Source organism: Rhizobium sp. Leaf341, assembly GCF_001424325.1.
GTDB lineage: Bacteria > Pseudomonadota > Alphaproteobacteria > Rhizobiales > Rhizobiaceae > Ferranicluibacter.
Window position 1 is genome coordinate 73,737 of sequence record NZ_LMPE01000012.1, and the last position, 20,983, is coordinate 94,719.

General features: G+C 61.7%; 18 protein-coding genes and 1 pseudogene. 9 read left to right on the forward strand and 10 right to left on the reverse strand.

Annotated elements, in window-relative coordinates; translation table 11 throughout:
* Nucleotides 1-27 precede the first annotated feature (27 nt).
* Nucleotides 28-1,611: an ABC transporter substrate-binding protein gene (locus ASG03_RS13355; protein ID WP_062693941.1), complete on the reverse strand. Its 1,584-nt coding sequence runs from the start codon at nucleotides 1,609-1,611 to the stop codon at nucleotides 28-30.
* Between the two features lie 1,013 nt (nucleotides 1,612-2,624).
* Here ASG03_RS13355 and ASG03_RS13365 point away from each other — a divergent pair.
* The 5 genes from ASG03_RS13365 to ASG03_RS13385 all read left to right on the forward strand — a co-directional run bounded on the left by ASG03_RS13365 (nucleotide 2,625) and on the right by ASG03_RS13385 (nucleotide 7,874).
* The gene (locus tag ASG03_RS13365; RefSeq protein WP_062693943.1) at nucleotides 2,625-4,151 is read left to right on the forward strand and encodes an ABC transporter substrate-binding protein; all 1,527 of its coding nucleotides are present in this window, start codon (nucleotides 2,625-2,627) and stop codon (nucleotides 4,149-4,151) included.
* Nucleotides 4,152-4,300: 149 nt separating this feature from the next.
* Nucleotides 4,301-5,242, forward strand: coding sequence for an ABC transporter permease (locus tag ASG03_RS13370; protein ID WP_062693944.1), 942 nt, complete (start codon nucleotides 4,301-4,303; stop codon nucleotides 5,240-5,242).
* Nucleotides 5,242-6,114 carry an ABC transporter permease gene (locus ASG03_RS13375; RefSeq protein ID WP_062693945.1) on the forward strand — a complete coding sequence of 291 codons (873 nt, stop codon included), beginning with the start codon at nucleotides 5,242-5,244 and terminating at the stop codon, nucleotides 6,112-6,114. Before ASG03_RS13370 ends, ASG03_RS13375 begins: the two co-directional genes overlap by 1 nt.
* 1 nt (nucleotide 6,115) lies before the next feature.
* Nucleotides 6,116-7,348, forward strand: coding sequence for an amidohydrolase/deacetylase family metallohydrolase (locus tag ASG03_RS13380; RefSeq protein WP_062693946.1), 1,233 nt, complete (start codon nucleotides 6,116-6,118; stop codon nucleotides 7,346-7,348).
* Complete coding sequence (locus tag ASG03_RS13385) at nucleotides 7,329-7,874, forward strand: RidA family protein (protein WP_082475748.1); 546 nt, start codon at nucleotides 7,329-7,331, stop codon at nucleotides 7,872-7,874. The genes ASG03_RS13380 and ASG03_RS13385 overlap by 20 nt, the downstream gene beginning before the upstream one ends.
* On the opposite strand, the gene ASG03_RS13390 is transcribed toward ASG03_RS13385, so the two are convergent.
* Complete coding sequence (locus ASG03_RS13390) at nucleotides 7,864-8,694, reverse strand: IclR family transcriptional regulator (protein ID WP_062694043.1); 831 nt, start codon at nucleotides 8,692-8,694, stop codon at nucleotides 7,864-7,866. The genes ASG03_RS13385 and ASG03_RS13390 overlap by 11 nt on opposite strands.
* 130 nt (nucleotides 8,695-8,824) lie before the next feature.
* Here ASG03_RS13390 and ASG03_RS13395 point away from each other — a divergent pair, with 130 nt between their 5' ends.
* Together ASG03_RS13395 and ASG03_RS13400 are read left to right on the forward strand one after the other, a co-directional pair.
* Complete coding sequence (locus ASG03_RS13395; RefSeq protein WP_062693947.1) at nucleotides 8,825-10,021, forward strand: aminotransferase class V-fold PLP-dependent enzyme; 1,197 nt, start codon at nucleotides 8,825-8,827, stop codon at nucleotides 10,019-10,021.
* A gap of 47 nt (nucleotides 10,022-10,068) precedes the next feature.
* On the forward strand, nucleotides 10,069-11,934 hold the full coding sequence (locus ASG03_RS13400) for an ABC transporter ATP-binding protein (protein WP_062694044.1): 1,866 nt from the start codon (nucleotides 10,069-10,071) through the stop codon (nucleotides 11,932-11,934).
* A gap of 166 nt (nucleotides 11,935-12,100) precedes the next feature.
* Here ASG03_RS13400 and ASG03_RS13405 read toward each other — a convergent pair whose 3' ends face one another.
* The 6 genes and pseudogenes from ASG03_RS13405 to ASG03_RS13420 all read right to left on the reverse strand — a co-directional run bounded on the left by ASG03_RS13405 (nucleotide 12,101) and on the right by ASG03_RS13420 (nucleotide 17,662).
* Entirely contained in the window at nucleotides 12,101-12,658 is a 558-nt protein-coding gene (locus tag ASG03_RS13405; RefSeq protein ID WP_062479394.1) for a DUF4142 domain-containing protein, read from the reverse strand.
* A gap of 19 nt (nucleotides 12,659-12,677) precedes the next feature.
* Entirely contained in the window at nucleotides 12,678-13,793 is a 1,116-nt protein-coding gene (locus ASG03_RS13410; RefSeq protein ID WP_082475751.1) for an alpha/beta hydrolase fold domain-containing protein, read from the reverse strand.
* 37 nt (nucleotides 13,794-13,830) lie between these two features.
* Nucleotides 13,831-15,642, reverse strand: coding sequence for a YbhB/YbcL family Raf kinase inhibitor-like protein (locus tag ASG03_RS13415; RefSeq protein ID WP_062693948.1), 1,812 nt, complete (start codon nucleotides 15,640-15,642; stop codon nucleotides 13,831-13,833).
* A 237-nt stretch (nucleotides 15,643-15,879) separates the two neighbouring features.
* A pseudogene (locus ASG03_RS21695) lies at nucleotides 15,880-16,008 on the reverse strand (IS5/IS1182 family transposase); the annotation flags it as partial.
* Between the two features lie 61 nt (nucleotides 16,009-16,069).
* Nucleotides 16,070-16,393 carry an Imm53 family immunity protein gene (locus tag ASG03_RS21110; protein WP_082475752.1) on the reverse strand — a complete coding sequence of 108 codons (324 nt, stop codon included), beginning with the start codon at nucleotides 16,391-16,393 and terminating at the stop codon, nucleotides 16,070-16,072.
* Nucleotides 16,394-16,762: 369 nt separating this feature from the next.
* Complete coding sequence (locus ASG03_RS13420) at nucleotides 16,763-17,662, reverse strand: LysR family transcriptional regulator (RefSeq protein ID WP_062693949.1); 900 nt, start codon at nucleotides 17,660-17,662, stop codon at nucleotides 16,763-16,765.
* Between the two features lie 102 nt (nucleotides 17,663-17,764).
* Here ASG03_RS13420 and ASG03_RS13425 point away from each other — a divergent pair, with 102 nt between their 5' ends.
* Nucleotides 17,765-18,088: a nuclear transport factor 2 family protein gene (locus ASG03_RS13425; RefSeq protein ID WP_062693950.1), complete on the forward strand. Its 324-nt coding sequence runs from the start codon at nucleotides 17,765-17,767 to the stop codon at nucleotides 18,086-18,088.
* Entirely contained in the window at nucleotides 18,085-18,864 is a 780-nt protein-coding gene (locus ASG03_RS13430; protein WP_062693951.1) for an SDR family oxidoreductase, read from the forward strand. Before ASG03_RS13425 ends, ASG03_RS13430 begins: the two co-directional genes overlap by 4 nt.
* 297 nt (nucleotides 18,865-19,161) lie before the next feature.
* Here ASG03_RS13430 and ASG03_RS13435 read toward each other — a convergent pair whose 3' ends face one another.
* Entirely contained in the window at nucleotides 19,162-19,836 is a 675-nt protein-coding gene (locus ASG03_RS13435; RefSeq protein WP_062693952.1) for a hypothetical protein, read from the reverse strand.
* Nucleotides 19,837-19,841: 5 nt separating this feature from the next.
* On the reverse strand, nucleotides 19,842-20,975 hold the full coding sequence (locus ASG03_RS13440) for a glycosyltransferase (protein WP_062693953.1): 1,134 nt from the start codon (nucleotides 20,973-20,975) through the stop codon (nucleotides 19,842-19,844).
* Nucleotides 20,976-20,983 lie beyond the last annotated feature (8 nt).

A 20,983-nucleotide genomic window follows, 5' to 3' on the forward strand; every position in this document is an offset into this window, starting at 1 on the left:
ACGCGCGGCGTGCGGGCGAGAAATGTCTCAGGCCGCGGTCTTGGAGGCGTCAATCGAACCGTCCGGGTAAATGTACATGCCCTGGAAATCCTTCTGCATGGCGTGAATCATGACGGAGGTGAACAGCGACAGGCACGGCATCTTGGCGGCGATAAGTGGCATCGTCTCTTCCTCAAGAACCTTCTTTCGCGCTTCAAGCGTCGGCGCATTGCGCTCTTTGTCGAGGCTGGCGTCGAGTTCCTTGTCTTCGATGCCGCAAATGCGGTGCGAGGAGGAATGGAAATGCGTACGCAGGACGAGGTCCGGTTCCGGAGAGGCGGTAGACCAGCCGCAATCGACCATGTGGCCAGGACCCCCGCCTGGGCGATGGTATAGCTGCTCGTTCCACGCTGCCGGTTCAAGCACTGTCAGGCTGACGTTGAAGCCCTGCTCCTGAAGCATGGATGCGATGAGCTCACCATATTCCTTGGTCTTCGGATAGAAGCCGACGGAGGTGATGTATTCGAGCGCCGGCAAGCCCTTGCCGTTGGGAAAGCCCGCTTCGGCCAGCAGTGCCTGCGCCTTTTCTGGATCGAATTTCGGGTAGTCCGGGAGGTCGATATAGCCGAACTTCACCGGGGAGACGAAGTTGGACGAGGCGTGACCGGCTGAGCCCATCAGTTCCATGATCATCTTGCGGTCGATCGAATGGCAGGCGGCGAGGCGAATGCGCGGATCGTCGAAAGGAGGCTTCGAGCAGCGGAACCACAGATACTTGTTTTCGACCGATACGACCTTGTTGATGTAGATCGCCGGATTGTCCTTGATCGAATCCACCTGTTCCGGCTCCAGACGCTCTACAATAGAGGCCTGACCGTTCATCAGCGAGAGCATGCGCGTGGTGGAATCGCCCGTGAAGGTGAAGTTGATGCCGGGGATGGCCGGCTTGCCTTTAAAATAGCCGTCGAAGGCTTCCATCACCGTGTCGTTGCCGCGCTGGGCCACGAACTTGAACGGGCCGGTGCCGTTGAGGTGCTGCGAAAGCGGGCCGCCAGGCCCGTCGGCCACATCCTTGGCGGACATGATCGGCAGGAAGGATGCGAGGAAGATGAAAAGATGCGCCGGATAGCCCCCCTTGGAGGTATCGACAATGACAGTATAATCGTCGGGGGTCTCCACAGTCAGCGTTTCGCTCGGGCCTGGATACCACTGGGCCGGCCGGTCGGTGCGCGAACCGTATTCGAACGTCGCCTTGACGTCCTCGGCCTTGAACGGCTTTCCATCGTGAAACACGATGCCCTTGCGCAGCTTGATCTCCAGGCGATGCGGGTCCAGTAGCTTGATCTCGGTCGCCAGCTCGTAGACGACTTCGCCGGGAGAACCGAGCTTCATCGGGGTTCGGGTGAGAAAACCCATGACGAAGCCTTCGATGTTCTTCTGTGAAAGCGTTGTATGGGCCGTGGGATCCCAATTACCCGTGATGTTTTCGGCAGACAGGAAAGTCATGGTCTTGCGGGTCTGTGCGAAGGCCGACGAAATGAAGAAGTCAGGATTGATTTGCATGTAGCCTGCAACGGCGGCTGCACCTGCGGAGCCTTGTAGGAAGCGACGACGATTGAATTCCGAACCCATTGAGTTCCCCTTTCGCTCTTGAAAACCGTCATAGCAGTCGAAACGGTCAAAACAGTCAAAGCAAACGACATGCCAATTGAGAAATTTAAGACATTCTGGATCTTCTCTTAGGTAACGACTGTGGGTTTTGACTGCTTAAACGGCCAGCTGGCGTTTTTTTGAGCGGCGCAGCAGATCAGCCTCGTACACCCAGAAGGCACGGGCATGCTGCGTCGTAGGACAGATCGCGATGACCCAGCGCTTCGTAGAACGCGTCCATTGTCCTTTCGACGTCGCGCGATCCCACCAGCAGCGCATGCTGGGATTGGCGCGCAGACAAGTCATGAGATCCTGCTCGTGGTTCAGTACCCCGACCTGCGCGCTTGCCATCTCGGCTGATAAGACCGGTCGGCGGAGATGAGCAACGGGACCCGACCAAATGCTAACCCGCATCCCGGGAAGGCCTCGAACTTCGAGGTCGCCTTCGTTTTTTATACGCGTGAGCTCATCGTTGAGGGAGACGTCAGCGATCGCGATGCGCAATCTGGGAAAATCTGGATGGGAGCGTGTGACTATATAGAGCGAACCGCCGTCGACGCGGGATGACGGGAACCTTCAAGACGGCGCTGGCTTTCGTTGCAATCCCGCTCAAGCCAATCTTTCGCAACGCGGAAGCGTCGTCGAAATTGATCGCAGAAAGATCAACCTCAGTTGCGGCCGTGTCAGAAAATCGATCCTGGCCATCTGGAGAGGATGCATTGGGTCTGGCTGTCGATCGACGGATGCTCAAGCATCAAACCGCACCGAGTTTACCGGAGAGCATTTCCTTTAATAGAGGACGAACCCGCTGCTTGCACCGTGGGAACCGGGCCGCTGCCCACCTCCGCGGCACTCTCGCACCAAGAGGTGTCCCTCCGCGTCCCAGAACTGCGGCCTCCAACATCCAGTACACCCATTGACAGACTCTCGCTGTCCGTTATTCTGTTATAAAAGCTCTAATAACATAATAATGGAACAAACTGGAGGACTATGTGATGCGTCTGAAACTGGCATTCCTTCTCGCGACGGCCCTGATTGCCGTTCCTTCATTCGCTGCAGCCCAGGAAAAGGGCGGTGTCCTTAACGTCGCGACGATCGGCGAGCCTCCGACACTTGACCCCATGGCCTCCACCGCCGATCTCGTGGGCATCGTCACGCAGCACATCTTCGAGACGCTCTACACCTTCGACAAGGCGTGGAAGCCGACGCCGCTTCTGGCCGAAGCCCTTCCCGAGATCAGCGCGGATGGCAAAATCTATACGATCCGCCTGCGCAGCGGCATCACGTTCCACGATGGTTCCGCCATGGCTTCCGACGACGTCGTTGCTTCTCTCGAGCGCTGGGTGAAGGTTGCCTCGCGCGGCAAACAGGCGGCGGCCTTCCTCGACACCATCGTGGCGACGGACCCGCAGACCGTCACGATCACGCTGAAGCAGCCCTACGCGCCGCTCGTCTCGCTTCTCGCCTTCAACAATTCCGCAGCCATCATCCTGCCGAGCGAAAAGCAGGGCGAACCCATGACCGATGTCGTCGGCACCGGTCCCTACATGCTGAAGGAGCGCAAGGCCGACCAGTACATCCAACTCGCCCGTTTCGACGGCTACAAGCCGCGCGACGGCGAGGCAGACGGGTACGGCGGCGCGCGTCACCAATATCTCGACGAGATCCGCTTCGTGCCCGTTCCCGATGCGAACACCCGTGTGGAAGCCGCGATCTCGGGCCAGTATGATTACATTGACAGCCTTCCGGTCGAATCCTTCGGCAGGCTGAAGGGCTCGTCGGCGTCGGAGCCGCTTGTGCTCAAGCCGTTCGGCTATCCCGTCTTCGTGTTCAACACGGCCGAGGGCGTTGCGAAAGACGTGGCGATCCGCAAGGCGATCCGCCAGGCGTTGAGCATGGAAGACATGATGGCCGCCGCCTTCGGCAGCACCGACTTCTACGCGCTCGACGGCGATATCTACCCGAAGACCTTCGTCTGGAACACGAATGCCGGCGTTGAGGGCAACTACAATCTCGCTGATCCAGAAGGGGCAGCCACGGCGGCCAAGGCTGCCGGCTATGACGGAAAGCCGATCCGCATCCTCACGAGCCGTCAGTACGAGTTCCACTACAAGATGGCGCAGGTCGCCGCCGAATATCTCAAGCTTGCCGGCTTCACGGTCGATCTCCAGGTCGTGGACTGGGCCACGCTCACCCAGCGCCGCGCCGACAAGGGCCTTTGGGACATCTACATCACCCACAGCCCCTTCCTGCCGGAACCGGCGCTCATCGGATCCCTGGCGCCGACATCCCCCGGCTGGTGGGACACGCCGCTGCGCAAACAGACCGTCGAGGCCTTTTCAGCCGAAGCCGACGAAACCAAGCGTCTTGCGCTGTGGGCCGAGGTGCAGAAAGCCATGTATGCGGAGCTTCCCTACATGAAGATCGGCGACTTCAACGCGCTGGCGGCCAAGAGCACGAAAGTCGAGGGCATCGAGCCGGCACCGTGGCCGTATTTCTGGAACGCGTCGATCAAGAAGTGATCCCGCAAAAGAGCCGCTGGCCGTAACCGCCGGCGTCAAACCGTCGATATGATATCTGGGCGCCGCTTGCGGCGGTATCCGCTGCCGCAGCATCCGTGCCTTTCTGCTGTCACCCTCGCGTCCCCCAGCGGGACCGGAAAGTCGAAGACATGATCCGTTACATCCTCCAGCGACTTGCCGGCATGATCGTCGTCATGTTCCTGGTCGTGACCATCGTGTTCGTCATTGTCCGCGTCACGCCGGGAGACCCGGCAGCGGTCATGCTCGGGCCCGATGCCTCGGCGCAGGATATTGCGGATCTGCGCACGCGGCTCGGGCTCGATCAATCGCTTCTCGTGCAGTACGTCTTTTATCTCGGGCAGATGGCAAAGGGGGATCTCGGCCAGTCCATCTTCCTCAATATGCCCGTCACCTCGGCCCTTCTGGATCGTGCCGAACCGACCTTCTTTCTCACCCTCTTCTCGCTGGCGATCGCTTCGGTGATCGCGTTGCCGATCGGGATCTACGCCGCCTATCGCCGAGGCTCCTTCGTTGACCAGGCAGCGACGACCGTCGCAATGCTCGCCGCCAGCATTCCGAGCTTCTGGCTGGGCCTAATCCTGATGCAGGTCTTCGCCGTCAATCTCAACATCTTCCCCGTGTCGGGCTATGGCGGGCCCGGCTCGACGTTTCTGGAGCGCATGTATCATCTGACGTTGCCGGCCTTTGCGCTCGGGCTCGTTTCTTCCGCGCTCATCCTGCGCTTCACCCGTGCTTCCATGCTCGACGTGCTCGGCGACGACTATATCCGCACCGCCCGCGCGAAGGGCCTGGTGGAACGGCAGGTTATTCTCAAACACGCGCTCAAAAACGCGCTGATCCCGATCCTGACGGTGATCGGACTAACGGCCGCGGTCCTCATCTCCGGTGCCGTCGTTACCGAGACGGTGTTCGGCCTGCCGGGCGTCGGCAGTCTCGTCGTGTCCGCCGTGCTTCGCCGAGACTATCCGGTCATCCAGGGAGCGTTGCTGGTCATCGCCGCCCTCTATGTCCTCATCAATTTTGCGATCGACATGCTCTACCTGCTGATCGACCCGAGGGTGCGTTACTGATGACAGACATCTCGATTGCAGCGAAGCCTTCCAGTGACACCGCACGGTTCATCCGCAGCTTCCTTCGACGCAAGACGGTCGCCGTCGGTCTTGCCATCCTTGTTCTCTTTGTCCTGATCGCAGTGCTCGCACCTGTCATCGCGCCCTATTCGCCCTCGAAGCTGTCGATCGTCAACCGGCTGAAGCCGCCGAGTGACGTCTTCTGGTTCGGCACGGACGAATTCGGCCGCGATGTCTTCTCGCGCACACTTTATGCTGCCCGGCTGTCCCTGCTCGTCGGTGCCGCTGTGGTCGTCCTATCCGCCGTCATCGGGGTCACGCTGGGGCTCCTCGCCGGATTCTTCCAGCGGCTGGACACGCCGATCGCCCGCCTGATCGACGCAATGATGGCGTTTCCGGACATTCTCCTGGCCATCGCTCTGGTGGCCGCGCTCGGACCGTCGCTGACCACCGTCATCGTCGCGCTGTCGATCGTCTACGCGCCGCGGCTTGCCCGCATCGTCCGCGCCTCGACCCTCGTCATTCGCGAGCTGCCCTATGTGGAGGCGGCACAGGCATTGGGCATTTCGACGTTCCACATCATGACGCGCCATGTGCTGCGCAATCTCCTGTCGCCGATCCTGGTGCAGGGGACCTTCCTGTTTGCGAGCGCCATGCTGGCCGAAGCCGGTTTGTCGTTCCTTGGGCTGGGCGTCAGCCCGGATGTGGCGACGTGGGGCACGATGATCGCCGCCGGACGGCAATATATCGGCCAGGCCGGCTGGATGACCTACTTCCCCGGCTTTGCAATCATTCTCTCTGTCCTGTCGCTGCAGATGGTCGGCGACGGATTGCGGGACATGCTCGACCCAAGACTTCAAAAGGACGTATGACATGACCGGCGAAACGCAAAAGCCGCTTCTTCTCGCGAATGTGAGGCCGATGGCCTTCGGCCAGGCTGGACAAGCTGTCCAGACCGCCGGTGCGCAGCCTGAAGCTTCAACCAATATTCTCGTTGGAGCGGACGGACGGATTGCGGCGATCGGTGCGGAGATTGCCGCTCCTTCGGATGCCGCGCGCATCGATGGCAAAGGCGCATGGATTTCGCCGGGCTGGGTCGATCTTCACGTCCATATCTGGCATGGCGGAACCGATATCTCGCTGCGCCCATCGGAATGCGGCGCGGAGCGCGGCGTTACGACGCTGGTCGACGCGGGCTCGGCCGGAGAGGCGAACTTCCACGGATTCCGGGAATACATCATCGAGCCATCGAGGGAGCGCATCAAGGCGTTCCTCAATCTCGGCTCGATCGGGCTCGTGGCCTGCAACCGCGTCGCCGAACTGCGCGATATCCGCGACATCGACCTTGACCGGATCATCGAGTGTTATGCCGAAAACAGCGAGCACATCGTCGGCATCAAGGTGCGGGCGAGCCATGTCATTACCGGATCCTGGGGCGTGACGCCTGTCAAGCTCGGCAAGAAGATTGCGAAGATCCTGAAGATCCCGATGATGGTGCATGTCGGTGAGCCGCCGGCCCTCTACGACGAGGTGCTGGAAATTCTCGGGCCTGGCGATGTGGTCACGCACTGCTTTAACGGCAAGGCGGGATCGAGCATCATGGAGGACGAGGACCTCTTTGACCTTGCCGAGCGCTGCGCCGCCGAAGGCGTGCGGCTCGACATCGGCCATGGCGGTGCGTCCTTCTCGTTTAAGGTGGCTGAAGCAGCGATCGCCCGCGGGCTCCTGCCGCATTCGATCTCGACCGACCTGCACGGACATTCGCTGAACTTTCCTGTCTGGGATCTGGCCACCACCATGTCGAAGCTGCTGTCCGTCGGCATGCCGTTCGACAAGGTGGTCAATGCGGTCACCCATGCTCCAGCCGAGGTGATCAAGCTATCGATGGAGGATCGGCTATCCGTCGGTGCGCGGGCGGATTTCACCATTTTCGACCTCGTCGATGCCGATCTGGAGGCGACGGACAGCAATGGCGACGTTTCGCGTCTTACCCGCCTGTTCGAGCCGCGCTTCGCGGTCATCGGCGCCGAGGCGATCGCCGCCAGCCGCTACATTCCCCGAGCCCGCCGGCTCGTGCGGCACAGCCATGGCTACGCCTATCGCTGAGGCGACATTGCACGACACAGGAGTTTTCGTGACACATCCCCATCCCTTCGCCGGTCCGAAGACGGCCACGCCCTATGAGCGGCTGGCCGATCTCGGTATCGAGCTTCCGCCAGCGCCCGAGCCGATCGCCAATTTCGTCACCCACGTCATCGAGGGCAACATGCTCTATCTCTCGGGACAGGGCACCCGGGAGGCAGACGGCCAGATGCGTACCGGCAAAGTCGGTGCCGAGATCAGCGCGGAAGCCGCTTATGACGATGCGCGGCTTGTCGGCATCAACCTCATTGCCGTGATGCACGAGGCGCTCGGCGACCTCTCTCGGGTCAAACAGGTGGTGAAGCTGCTCGGCATGGTCAACGCCGCACCGGAATTCCGCGATCACCCGAAGGTCATCAACGGATGTTCGGATTTGATCAATGCGGTCTTCGGAGACGCCGGTCGCCATGCGCGCTCGGCGGTCGGGTTCGGCTCGTTACCCGGCAACATCACTGTCGAAATCGAAGCCATCGTGGCTCTCAGGGAGTGACGCTGTGAGAAGCGCTTTCATGCTGTCGCCAGCCCATCACCGTCTCGATCCGCGCCGCAGAGGCCTTCACGCGGTCGGCATAGCCGGATTTGTCGGCGAACGCTTTTTGTTCGGGAAGAACGATCGAAATCGTCGCAACGCAATTGCCGCTGCGATCGACGATCGGCGAGGCGATGCAGGCTACCGAATAGTCGGACTCACCTGCCTGGATCGACAGCCGCTCCTCGAATGCCGCCCGCGCGGCGTCCGACAGGGTTTCGGCATCGATCTCGGCCCGCCCTGTCGGCGACATGCGGGCGCCACGCCGGAAGAGGTCAACCCGCTCCGGCTCCGGCAGATGTCCGACGAGAAGGCGGCCGGAGGCGGTCCAGTTGAGGGGCACGCGGGTGCCGACACGGGAAGCGACCTGAAAGTGACTTGGGCCATCGGCCATGGCGAGAACGAGCATGTGGTCGGCATCGCGGCCGCAGACCTGCACCGTCTCGCCGGCCTCCCGGCAAAGGTCATGCATCTCCTGCGTGGCGACGCTCATGAAGTCGAGCGAGCGGGCATAAGCCAGGCCGTAATGATACAGTCGAGAGCCCAGCCACAACGTTCCGTCGCCATTCCGCGCCAGCATGTTCTTCTCCACGAGATCGTCGATGATGACGTAGACCGTCGACAGCGGAGCGCCCACGGCTTTCGCTATCGCATAGGACCCCGCCGGCGCGCCGGTCTCGTAGAGATGATCGATGACCTGAAGCGCCCTGTCGATGCCGCTGACGCGAGAGCGACGCGCTGTTCTTTCAGCCCCGTCGGAAATCCCGTTCGATGCATCCATGCCCATCCCGCTCACCCTGCACATTCGCTCGCCGTCATAGCGTCCCGCGTATTGCACTATTATGGCATAGGCTCTGAAAGAGCAAGAGATGCCCGCGTCGCCTCGGCGTCGCGCAGCCTGGAGAAAACACATGTCCGATGATATCCGCACCACCCTTGGCCTTCGCCCCGTCATCAACGTTTCCGGCACGATGACGAGCCTCGGCGCATCGATCGTCGTGCCCGAGGCCATTGCCGCCATGACGGCCATCCTGCCGCATTTCGTGGAGGTCAACGCGCTGCAACGTCAGGCGAGCGCCGTCATTGCTCGGCTCACGGGCGGTGAGGCGGGCTTCATCACGGCGTCCTGCTCGGCCGGCGTAAGCCTTGCGGTGGCCGGAACCATCACCGGGCCGGACCTCCTGGCGATCGAGCGGCTGCCCGAGACGAGCACCGACAAGAACGAGGTGCTGCTGCAGATGGGGCATGTCGTCAGTTACGGCGCCCCGGTGGATCAGGCCATTCGTCTCGCCGGCGGCAAGGTCGTCATGATCGGGCAGGCGACCTCCACGCATCGCTACCACATGGAAAATGCCATCACAGAACGGACGGCTGCCGCCGTCTACGTCGTGTCGCACCATGTCGTGGATTACGGCCTGCTCAACCTCAGGGAATTTGTTGAGATCGCCCATGCTCGTGGCGTGCCGGTCATCGTGGATGCCGCATCCGAATATGACCTGAGGATCTTCCTCGCGCAGGGCGCCGATATTGCGCTCTATTCGGGGCACAAGTTCCTTGGTGGCCCTACCTCGGGCATCGTCGCCGGCCGCAAAGACCTTGTCCGCAACGCCTTTCTCCAGAACATGGGCATCGGTCGAGGCATGAAGGTCGGCAAGGAAAGCATCTACGGCGCGATGGCTGCGCTCGAAGCCTGGGAGACGCGGGACCATGCCGGCATCCGCGCGCGGGAGACCGGCGCCCTCGCGCTCTGGAAGGAAACGCTCGATGGCCGCCCCGGCGTCACGGCGCTCATCGAGCCCGATCCAACGGGCAATCCTCTCGACCGCATGCGGGTGATCATCGATCCGCAGGAGGCGCATATCACCGCTTGGGATCTGACTGCAGCGCTCCGGTCGGGCGAGCGGCCTATCATTGTCCGCGACCACGAGGTCGAGCACCGCTACTTCTACCTCGATCCCTGCAACCTGCATCCTGGTGAGGCTGAGATCGTCGCCGCCCGCCTTGCGCAGGAGCTCGACAGGGCCCGTGCCTCCAACGAGATCATCGCGACCCCGATCGAGGATCTCAGCCGCCACCGCTTCGACGGCATGCTGCGTTGGCCGGACTGACCGCGTCAGGATGCTTTGATCGCGAGAGTGAAACGAAGGGAATGATCATGACGAGACCACAGGACCGCTCGCTTGAAACGACGCCGACGACGGTAGAGCCGGTGCTGTCGGTCGAGGCGCTGCGCACGTCGTTCCGCGTCGACGGCGCGTGGAAGCCGGTGGTCCGAGACATCTCCTTTACCGTCGCGCCGGCGGAAACCGTCGCAATCGTGGGCGAGTCCGGCTCCGGCAAGAGCGTCACGTCGCTGTCGATCATGCGGTTGCTGCAGCCGGACACGAGCCGGATCGAGGGCCGCGTGATGCTGGGCGGTCGCGAACTCCTCTCGCTGCCGGAACCCGAGATGCGGAAGGTGCGCGGCAACGAGATTGCGATGATCTTTCAGGAGCCGATGACCAGCCTCAACCCGCTGTTCACGATTGGCGACCAGATTTCCGAAGCGATCCTGTGCCATACACCTATGAGCAAGGCCGAGGCGCGCGCAGAGACCGTGCGCATTCTTGAACAGGTGCGTATCCCCTCGGCAGCCTCGCGCTTCGACGAATATCCGCACCGCTTTTCCGGCGGCATGCGCCAGCGTGTCATGATCGCGATGGCGCTCGCGACCAAGCCGAAGCTTTTGATCGCCGACGAACCCACCACGGCCCTCGACGTGACGATCCAGGGGCAGATCCTCGACCTGATCCGTATGCTGCAGGAGGAAGAGGGGACCTCGGTCCTGTTCATCACGCACGACATGGGCGTGGTCGCGGAAGTCGCCGATCGCACCGTCGTCATGTATCGCGGCGAGCAGGTGGAAACCGGGCGGACCAGCGACATCTTTCATCGGGGGCAGCATCCCTACACGCGCGCTCTTCTCTCCGCCGTGCCCGTGCTCGGCACCATGCAGGCCTATCGCAGACCGTTGCGGTTCCCGACGGTTGATCCAGCGACGGGCCAGCTTGAAGCCCCGGCCGAAGTCGCCGATACGGTCGTTGCGTCGGGCGCTCCCATCCTGCAGGTTCGCAATCTCACCAAGCGTTTCGATATCCATGCTGGGCTGCTCGGCAGGATCAGAGGACGCGTGCATGCCGTCGAGAACGTGTCCTTTGACCTGCGCGCGGGCGAGACGCTGTCTCTCGTCGGTGAATCCGGGTGCGGCAAGTCCACAACGGGTCGGGCGATCATGCGCCTGATCGAGCCGACCGGTGGCTCTGTTCTTGTCGAGGGTCGCGAGGTGCTGACGCTTCCCAAGCGCGACCTGCGCGAGATGCGCAAGTCCGTGCAGATGATTTTCCAGGACCCCTTTGCCTCGCTCAATCCACGCATGACCGTAGGCGCCGCGATTGAAGAGCCCTATCTTGAACACCGGATGGGCAGTCGGCAGCAGGCGCGCGCGGTTGTTGCCGATCTCCTTGTCAAGGTCGGCCTCACCCCTGACATGGCGTCGCGCTATCCGCATGAATTTTCCGGCGGCCAGCGTCAGCGCATTTCGATCGCACGGGCGCTCGCTTTGTCGCCCAAGATCATCGTGGCGGACGAGAGCGTTTCGGCGCTCGACGTGTCGATCAAGGCGCAGGTCGTCAACCTGATGCTCGACCTCCAGCAGAGCCTCGACCTCGCCTTCCTCTTCATCAGCCACGACATGGCTGTCGTCGAGCGCGTCAGCCATCGCGTTGCCGTCATGTATCTGGGGGAGATCGTGGAAATCGGCCCCCGAAGCGCCGTCTTCGGCAATCCACAGCATGCCTACACGAAAAAATTGATGGCTGCCGTACCGGTGCCGGATCCTGATCGGAAGCGGGACACGCCGATCGCTACAGCCGACGAGCTCAAGAGCCAGATCCGCTCCGCCTCTTATGTGCCCCAACAACGGACGTTCCGCGTCGTGTCCGAGGGCCATCTCGTGGCGGTGCAGGACGATGCGCAGGCTTAGCGCGATGGAGGGACTGTCCTGCGTCGAACAACATCCGGATCTGACAACACCGTGATGCAGCCATGAATGAGAAGACCCACTCTATCCGGACATCATAGACGCGACCTTCCGTCTCCGCAGGGACGCGGATTGTCAGCGTCCATTGTCCGCCATCCTTTGAACACCGTCATTCCGCCGCGATGAGCGTCTTGACGTGGGCCATATGCGTTTCCAGGCTCGGAAGTGTTTCCTTGGCAAAGCCCACCAGCGCCTGGTCGTCACCCGAGCCGGCATACGTGCGGAAGAGGGCGATGGCCTCCATGTGCGCCTGAGCCTGCATGTCGAGATAGAGCGTGTCGAAATCCTTGCCCCGAGCGGCCTGCAGCTGGTCGATCATCTTCTGATGCTTTGGCGCGAGCTTTGCCTCTGGCGGCGGCGCGTCTTTCCCCTGGAGTGTCGCCTTCAGCTTCTCGCCGGCTTTTTCATGATCGGCAATAATCATCTTGGCGGCGTCCTTGATCCCAGCGTCGCTCGCGCGGTCGAGCGCGAGCTTGCTCGACTCGATCTCGAATGTGTTGGCGCTGGCGACCACCGGCACGAAGGTCGCGCGGTCGATCGTCATCATTGCCGCAGCGTCGCCTGCAGGCTTTGCCGTCTGCTCTTTGGCCATCGACACGCTTGCAGAAAGGGGGTGGATGGCGAGCAGCAGCGCGAAGGCCGTTGTCGTCCAACGATTGTTTTCCATTGTCGTGAGTCTCCCGAGCTTATTTCGTGAATGCCTTGACGAGATCTGCATTGGCCGCATCCACCGCTGCCTTTGCCTTGTCCACGACTTTGCCCATGCCGAAGAACTCATGCGTTGTCCCCTCGGTGTTGATCAGATTGACGCTGACCCCGGCGGCTTTCATCTTCTCTGCGAGCGCCTGGCCTTCCGACCGAAGCGGATCGATCTGTGCGGTCACTATGGTCGCCGGAGGCAGCCCACCAAGGTCGTCGCGGCCGACGAGATTGATGCGCGTATCGGCCGTCTGATCCTTGGAGGTAAAGACGTGAGAGATGAACCACTCCATGTCGGCTTTCCCCAGCGGAAGCGCATTCGCGTTCTCCCGGTAGGACGGCGTGTCGAGATCATTGCCGGCGATGGGGTAGACCAGGAGCTGGTGCACCGGCTGTGTGGTCTTCTTCGCCTTGGCCATCAGCGCGACGTTTGCCGCTAGATTGCCGCCGGCACTTTCACCGGCGACGGCGATGCGCTTTGCGTCGCCGTTGAGCGTATGGACGTTCTCGACAGTCCACTCATAGGCCGCCCAGGCATCTTCGTGCTGTGCTGGGAACCTGCTCTCGGGCGCATGGCGATAGTCCGCGGATACGACGATCGCCTTGGCGCCGAGCGCCAGTGCCCGGGGCGTTGCGTCATAGGTGTTGATGTCGGCAACGACCCAGCCGCCGCCATGGAAGTAGAGCACGACAGGGAAGGGGCCCTTGCCTTCCGGCGTGTAGACCCGAGCGGGCAAGCCGCCGTTTGCGGTGGGAATGGCGATGTCCTTGGTAGCCACCTTCGCTTCCGGAAACGGAGAAATCTTGGCGTCCCGCTGCACAGTCCTGGCAGCGTCAGCCGCACTGGCCTGCGTGCGGGCCTCCGGTACGCCGATCGTGTGGAAGGGCTTTGCCTGCAATGCCTTCAGGGCCTCCAGCACGGTCTGCATCTGGGCATCGGGCTGCGCCTGTTTCGCTTCCGCCTGCTGCGTGGCGGGTTGCTGGGGTGCCCGTTGCGGATCGGTCTGCTCGGGGGTGGCGGGCTGCTGAGCCAAGGCGACGGGCGCGGCCGCGAGGGTCACGACGAAGCCTGCGGCGCGGAGTGCGGAAAGTCTGACGATCATGATCTATCCTTCTTGAGGAATTGCAGGGAGCCAACCGTCACTTTTTCGGTGGCGCCACAGTTTGCGCGTAGCGACCAACGAGCTCGCCCTTGGCGATGACGTGGCCTGAGATACGCGCAAGAAGCGCATCACGGTCGGCCGTCGGCGGGAGGTTTAGCATCGTGTCCAGCGCCAGAACCTGGATATGGTAGGCATGCGCGGCATCGCCGACCGGCGGTTTCGGACCGTAATAGCCGTGGGTGCCCGATGTATTGCGTCCCTGCAAAACGCCTTCCGGCTCGACAAGACGCAGCTGCTCCTGCAGTCCTTCTGGAAGACTTGTAACCGTGGCGGGGATATTCCAGGCGAGCCAGTGGACGAACGGTTTGACCGGCTCTGCATCCGGGTCTTCCATGATGATCGCAAAGGAAACAGCATCCTTTACAGCATGCCAGGCAAGCGGTGGCGAAACGCCATCGGCATATTCGCTGTGTTCTGCCGGCATGTCGGCACCGGACTTGAATGCGGATGACGACACGGCGATCGCCTGGCTTGTTCCCGTCCCCTGCCGTGTCTGAGTTTCCGACCGATCGCGCGCGATCGGGACATTCAGGCCTTCTGCGGCCTGGGCTTCCATGGGTCCGGCTGGTGTTGCTGCGGGGGCCGCCGCCTTTGTTTCCGTTCCGGAGTAGGCAATGCGATACAGAACACCGTTGGCGTCGTCGGCCATCAGCAGCGATCCGTCCTTGGCGACAGCCAGCCCGACCGGTCGTGCGAAATGCGCCTTGCCGCCGTCGCTCAGGAAACCGGTCAGGAACGGCTCGATGGTTTTCGGCTGCCCATCCTCGAAGTGGATGCGGACGATCTCATAGCCCGAGGCCGGGTTGCGGTTCCAGGACCCGCGCATCGTAGCGAAGGCATCTCCGGCAAACTCCGCTGGGAAAGCGCTGCCCTTGTAGAACACCATCTGCATCGGTGCGGCATGCGCCGTGTACCCGAGGACCATCGGCATGCTCTGGTCGCGCCACTGCTGCTTGGTGACCCCGCCCACCGGTGTCGATTGCGGGTAGATGTCGCCTTTGCCGTAGATGTGGGGCCAGCCATACTGCTTGCCCTGCTCCAGCTTGTTCAATTCTTCCGGCTGGACCTCGTCACCGAGAAGATCGATGCCATGATCAAGGCCCCAGAGGTCCCCGGTTTTCGGATTCCAGTCGAAACCGATCGTGTTGCGCAATCCAGATGCGAAAATCGTGCGGCTCTTGCCGTCCGGTGTCGCGCGCAGCATGGTCGCATTCTCGGGATTGCTCTCGTTGCAGGCGTTGCACGTCGATCCAACGCTGATGTAAAGCATGCCATCCGGGCCGAATGCCATGACCCTGTTGGGATGTTGACCGGCGTCCGGCAGATCGCCGATGATCATCTGCAGCGGCCCGAGCGTGCCGTCCTTGTGGATGTCCGCAACGAAGACTTCCTTGACGGTCGCAAGGTAAAACTTGCCGTCCCGGATTGCCAAGCCGTGTGCCTGTGCCCGAGCGGCAACCTGTACCGGTGCGCCGTCCGCCCTCCCGTCGCCATCCTCGTCCTTGAGAAGCAGCACGTCGCCTTCCTCGCGGCGACTGACATAGATGAAGCCCTCCTCCGACACGGCGACGATGCGGGCGTTCCCGAGCCCCTGCGCAAAGGGAGCGACCGCAAATCCGTCCGGCAGCTTGATCTGCCCGATCCGCTCGCTGGTGGGCGCCACCTTGTTCGGCTTGAAGACGTTCGTCGTGATCTGAACCTCGGTACCGTCGCCCTGCTGCGCCACAGCAGCTCCCAGCGGCGCGATGAGAGCACACAGCGCCACAGCGCCGAAACGTCCATATGTCATGAAATCCACCTCCGTTGACCAAAGGAATTACGGGAGGCTCATGAGGTTCCATGGAAGCAAGAGACGTCGGGCAAGTCTTCCTGTTCTCGAAGCCGAGCGCCCTAGGCAGTAGACTCCTAACGATCTGATCTAAATTCTTGCTGCTGCCAATTTAGAGGGCGGCGAGAAAGCTCATCGGGTCTTTGCCTTATACGGACCATATCGATCCGGAACGTCCGCCCAGGGCGAGCCTGTTCAGAGCCGCGACAAGATGTCGTCGATCACCCGCCGGTCGTCAACGCGGGCCACGCCGTGCGACTTAGTCGGCAACAAGGATTGAATACCTGTCCACGCGAAATCTGTGAGATCAAACCGACGACGGGTCATGGAAGGCCTTTAAATCAAGGCTTCAGTGAATCAAAGACGTACCTGTATGTGAACCCCTTCTCTAAGCGTGCGTCTCGTCCGGTAGGGATGGCGAGACAATCGTTGTCCAGTCTCGAAATGCCTTAAGAACCGATCGATCGTGAAGCGGACCGGCAGCGCTATGAAACACGTTATTCTCCGTCCAGCATGTCCACCAGCTAGCTTCGTGTTCGTATTTGTGCGTGATCCGTTCGAGTGTCCGACCATCACAGTCTGTCCCTGCGACACCGATCTTTAGCGACCGACCAGGATTGTCAACCGTGCTGATCGACGGACCGAAGCCGTGTTCCCATTCCCCGTCGCATTGCGCTTCGTACCAGCTCGAAAACCAGTCCAAAACATCCATTTGACCACGCTACCTGAACAGCATCCAACTGAGAGGAAGCGACCACGGACTGTCAGCTTAGAATCCCAAGTTTATGAGTTTGCGACCTAGGACGTCTCGCTCCTCGGTCACGCGAGCCAGTTCCCTTTTCAGCTGCTTTATCTCCCCCAGACCTGTCGTTGCCCCTGGCGTTCGACGCAGCAAAGTTCTTCTTCCAGTCGTACGAGAATGTGGGCTCACCCCAGCCGCTGCGAAATCTCCGCAGCCGGATCGCCTCGCTCCGTGATCTAACGCATGGCGTCACGCTTAAACTCTTCGCTGAAACTCGATTTGCGCATGATGCTCTTCCTGCCTTAGGATTGGGAAAGAAGGCGTCTACAATCCCAGGGGCTATGCATTGCCTGCGTAGTGGCGGACGAGAGCAAGAAACTCCCTCACGCCAACCGACAGATTTCGCCGGTTAGGATAGTAAAGGCAGAGCCCGGGAAAGGGTGGCGTCCAATCATCTAGAACCCGCACCAGCCGGCCCGCCTCGATATCCCCGATCACGTTCTGCTCCATGAAGTAGCCGATGCCGAAATTTTCCATGACAGCAGCGCGCGCCAGGTTGGCCTCGTCGAGTATGATGCGACCCTGGACATCGAGCTGCAGCGTCTCCCCGTCCTTCTGGAACCGCCATCGAAAAAGCCCGCCGTCGGGAAGGCGGACCCGGATGCATTGATGGCCGAGAAGATCGGGAGGAACGATCGGCTTCATATGTCTCTCGAAGTATTCGGGAGAGGCGACGATGGCGAAGCGTTGCGGGCGGCCAAGCGATACAGCAATCATGTCACTCGGGACCAGCCCGGCCACGCGAATCCCGAAATCGAAGCCTTCTGCGACGATGTCAACCAGTCGCCCTTCGGTCACCAGATCCACCGTCATATCGGGGAAACGACGAAGATACTCGAAAACGATGGGCGACATGATGGCCTGTGCGGCAAATGGCGCGGCATTGATGCGCAAGGTTCCGGAAGGCGTGTCGCGCTCGGAACGGACCGCCTCCAGCGCGCTATGAACCTCCTGAAGGGCTGGGCCGACTTGCGCGACGAAGACTCGCCCCGCACTCGTCAGGGACAGGCTTCGCGTCGTGCGGTTGAACAAGCGCACGCCCAGGCCCGCCTCCAACCGTGCGATCGTATGGCTGAGCGCCGTCGTCGACATGTCGAGTTCGACAGCGGCAGCGCGAAACGTCCCCTTCCGCGCGATCGCCATGACCGCTGCCAGCTCATCCAAAGCAGCCCGTTCCATTGTCCCGCCTTTAACAATTCCGCATCCCGCTTTGTCCCGCTAATAAATACAATCGTCAAGGGATAGATATTTCTTATTGCCTGAACAAGAAGGAATTCAGCCATGGTTCTACCAGATGCCCTGACCCGCTTTTTTGAAGCGGAACAGTCTGGCGATATTGACGTGCTTACCAGCGCGTTTTGCGACAACGCGACAGTAAGAGACGAAGGCGCAACCCATCGCGGTCGCGAGCAGGTTCGCCGCTGGTGGCTCGACGCCAAGCAAAAGTACGGTCACACGGCTCGGCCCATCAGCGTCGAAGACGATGGCGACGCGCGCTGCGTGCTGTCCACCGTCCACGGAGATTTTCCAAACAGCCCCGTTCGGCTGCATTTCCGCTTTGTCCTCGAGACTGGCAAAATCCTTGAACTGGAGATTGGTGCATGACCGGGTTTCTTGACCTTGAAGGAAAACGCGCCCTCATTACGGCGGGCACGAAAGGCGCTGGCGAGGCGACGGCAGTCCTGTTTCGCAGCCTTGGTGCACATGTGCTTACGACGGCGCGTTCGCGACCCGAAAGCCTGCCGGAGGATTTGTTTGTTGCAGCCGATCTGACGACTGCGGAAGGATGCGCGACCGTCTCTGACGCCGTGCGTGAGCGACTTGGAGGTGTCGACATCATCGTCCACATGCTCGGCGGCTCGTCGGCGCCCGGAGGAGGATTTGCGGCACTGCGTGAAGAGGATTGGACAGGCGAGCTGAACACGAACCTCTATCCTGCCGTTCGGCTGGATAGAAAGCTGGTGCCCGGGATGCTGGCTCAGGGGCGCGGTGTCGTTATCCATGTAACCTCGATCCAACGTCTTCTGCCCCTGCCGGAATCGACGACGGCCTATGCTGCTGCCAAGGCGGCACTGTCCACCTACAGCAAGTCCCTGTCGAAGGAGGTCGCGCCGCACGGCGTCAGTGTCGTCCGCGTCTCTCCCGGCTGGATCGAAACTCAGGCATCCGTGCGTCTGGCTGAACGGTTGGCCGCTCAAGCCGGAACAGATTACGAAGGTGGCAAGAAGATCATTATGGACAGCCTTGGCGGGATACCACTCGGCCGGCCCGCGAAGCCCGAAGAGGTTGCCAATCTCATCGCCTTCCTCGCTTCGGATCGGGCGGCATCCATCACCGGCACGGAGTATGTCATCGACGGGGGCACCGTTCCGACAGTTTAAGGCTTTCGAGCAGAAGGATTCTGTCGGCTCCTCTTCTGTCTCAGGCGCGCGATCCACCGGCGTGGTCCACGCTCCGTCTACCGTCGGGCATTGCGCGCATTTTGGCGATTGAGCGGCCGATGCGGGAGAGCGCCTCCCGTTTCGTCCGGATCGCTTCCCTCTCCGGGGGATGACCTCCAGGGGCGCCGTATTGAGACCGTGATGCCGGAGCGGCATCATCGCCATCGCGCTGAGCCTTGGAGGCGTGGCCGAGCCGTCGCAGGGGCAACGGGTCGGAACCGCTATGAGCGACGCCAGTCAGGATGCTGTTTTCCACGCGATCTGCATATGGGTATCCCGCCAAACATCCTGGACCGCCTGAATGGCTGTATCCGGCTTTGAATCACCGATGAAGATGATGATCGGACCCTGTTCCGTGTGAAGGGGATCATAAAAGTCGAGCAGGTCGGGATGGCGCTCCTGCAGGAACGCGGGCATGCCGACGCCGCGGCGCAGCAGGTGATCCACCACGACCTGATCGCCATGAACGGAGTTGGGTACCGCGCCGCACGAGCCGGGCTGCATCCAGCGGTCGGGGTCCGCCCTGAACGTTTCGTAGAGATGGTCGAGCTCGTTCCCGCGCCAGCGCATGAGCGCGGTGGAGAGACGGCCTTTCAGGAAATAATCTTCCATGGCGGCCATGCTGTTATCGACGAGACCGCTTGCGTCTCCGGAAAAGACGGTATCGAGATCGCAGAGGATCGTAAGATCGTCGGCGAGATCTGCGCGAAAGGCCTCGAACTTCGACCACCATGCCGGCCAGCCGTGGCGAAGCGGCAAGGTCTCGACCCCCGCCACCTCAAGGTCAAGATCCGTAAGGCAGACGACACGGTCGAGCCCGGAGATCGACCGGCGGGCGCCCGCGTCCAGGCGCTCGACCCATCCTGCATCGTAGCGGCCACCACTTTTCAGAACCGTCGTGAAGGTGACCATGCGGGTTACACCACCTTCAGCCGCGGCGTTTCGTTGACAGCGGTGCCCTGCCAGAGGTCGTCGCACAGCGTCTCGAGCCAGTCGGCAGCCTTGCGCGCGGCATCCGGATCGTGCAGCGCGTGAAGAATGGCCGGGTCGATCGCCTCTGCGGCATCCAGAAGCTGCTGCCACCCACGATAATCGCCCGGCCATGCCGGTGCGGTCACGGCAGCGCCCAGTGCGACCAGGGCTTCCGCCTTTCGGTGCTGCTCGGCGAAGTAACGCCATTCCGGCATGACGACGAATTTGGCGCCTGCACGGGCGATCTCGTGGACAGTGTTATCGCCGGCGGAGGCGACGACGATGTCGGCCGCGGCAATATGGTCGGTGACGTTCTCTACCCAACCGAGCTCCTTGAGGTTGGCGAAATCCGTCTCGTGTCCTTCCCGGTGAACGGGGCCGGCAACCAGCCAGAGCGCATCCGGCACCGCACGCGCGGCAATCGTCAGCGGTGCCAGCGGTGTCCCGCTGCCGCCACCGCCCGTCAGGACCAGAATGACCTTGCGATCGTCTGCAAGGCCGAGCCTGGTCCGGGCCGCCTGTCGTGTGGGCACCGCGTCGCGCGTCGTGCACAGCCCGCCGGTGTAGATCGTCTTGGCGCGGAGAGCCTGCGGATAATCGTCCTGCTCCAGACGGGCGTCGAATGGCGCGATCATGCCGACGCAGGCCTCGTAGGAGCCGATATGGCCCACATCGCTGCGATCGCCATGCATGCGGATCTGCACCGTCGGCGTGCTGACGATGCGGCCCAGCATGCCGATCTCCGCGGAGACATCGACCACGAAGAGACCGACATCGCGGTCATCCAGATGATCGACGATGGTCCGCATGGTGCGGCGCATGGAGGGAAGGCCGAGCGGCACGCAATGCATGACGGACGGCGTGGGTTCGGCAAAGAGCCGCGGTGTCGGCACGGTTTCGCCGATCATGTTCGGAAGCGCGATGACCTCGATGCGAGGGTCGGCCTTGGCAAAATGCTCAGGGCCCGCGGTGAGCACGGAAACAGGACGGTCCTTGCTGAAATGCTCGGCCATCGCCATCGTACGATTGGCGTGGCCGCGGCCCTGATGGTGGACGAAGAACGCGATCGGTTTTTTCATAAAAATGG

Excerpts from the sequence above, each read along its gene's own strand:
- ASG03_RS13355 (WP_062693941.1), bottom strand. The coding sequence starts at position 1,611 with ATGGGTTCGGAATTCAATCGTCGTCGCTTCCTACAAGGCTCCGCAGGT.
- ASG03_RS13435 (WP_062693952.1), bottom strand. The coding sequence starts at position 19,836 with ATGGTCACCTTCACGACGGTTCTGAAAAGTGGTGGCCGCTACGATGCA.
- ASG03_RS13420 (WP_062693949.1), bottom strand. The coding sequence starts at position 17,662 with ATGGAACGGGCTGCTTTGGATGAGCTGGCAGCGGTCATGGCGATCGCG.
- ASG03_RS13390 (WP_062694043.1), bottom strand. The coding sequence starts at position 8,694 with ATGGATGCATCGAACGGGATTTCCGACGGGGCTGAAAGAACAGCGCGT.
- ASG03_RS13375 (WP_062693945.1), top strand. The coding sequence starts at position 5,242 with ATGACAGACATCTCGATTGCAGCGAAGCCTTCCAGTGACACCGCACGG.
- ASG03_RS13410 (WP_082475751.1), bottom strand. The coding sequence starts at position 13,793 with ATGATCGTCAGACTTTCCGCACTCCGCGCCGCAGGCTTCGTCGTGACC.
- ASG03_RS13365 (WP_062693943.1), top strand. The coding sequence starts at position 2,625 with ATGCGTCTGAAACTGGCATTCCTTCTCGCGACGGCCCTGATTGCCGTT.
- ASG03_RS13380 (WP_062693946.1), top strand. The coding sequence starts at position 6,116 with ATGACCGGCGAAACGCAAAAGCCGCTTCTTCTCGCGAATGTGAGGCCG.
- ASG03_RS13400 (WP_062694044.1), top strand. The coding sequence starts at position 10,069 with ATGACGAGACCACAGGACCGCTCGCTTGAAACGACGCCGACGACGGTA.
- ASG03_RS13370 (WP_062693944.1), top strand. The coding sequence starts at position 4,301 with ATGATCCGTTACATCCTCCAGCGACTTGCCGGCATGATCGTCGTCATG.
- ASG03_RS21110 (WP_082475752.1), bottom strand. The coding sequence starts at position 16,393 with ATGGATGTTTTGGACTGGTTTTCGAGCTGGTACGAAGCGCAATGCGAC.
- ASG03_RS13395 (WP_062693947.1), top strand. The coding sequence starts at position 8,825 with ATGTCCGATGATATCCGCACCACCCTTGGCCTTCGCCCCGTCATCAAC.
- ASG03_RS13440 (WP_062693953.1), bottom strand. The coding sequence starts at position 20,975 with ATGAAAAAACCGATCGCGTTCTTCGTCCACCATCAGGGCCGCGGCCAC.
- ASG03_RS13405 (WP_062479394.1), bottom strand. The coding sequence starts at position 12,658 with ATGGAAAACAATCGTTGGACGACAACGGCCTTCGCGCTGCTGCTCGCC.
- ASG03_RS13415 (WP_062693948.1), bottom strand. The coding sequence starts at position 15,642 with ATGACATATGGACGTTTCGGCGCTGTGGCGCTGTGTGCTCTCATCGCG.
- ASG03_RS13425 (WP_062693950.1), top strand. The coding sequence starts at position 17,765 with ATGGTTCTACCAGATGCCCTGACCCGCTTTTTTGAAGCGGAACAGTCT.
- ASG03_RS13430 (WP_062693951.1), top strand. The coding sequence starts at position 18,085 with ATGACCGGGTTTCTTGACCTTGAAGGAAAACGCGCCCTCATTACGGCG.
- ASG03_RS13385 (WP_082475748.1), top strand. The coding sequence starts at position 7,329 with ATGGCTACGCCTATCGCTGAGGCGACATTGCACGACACAGGAGTTTTC.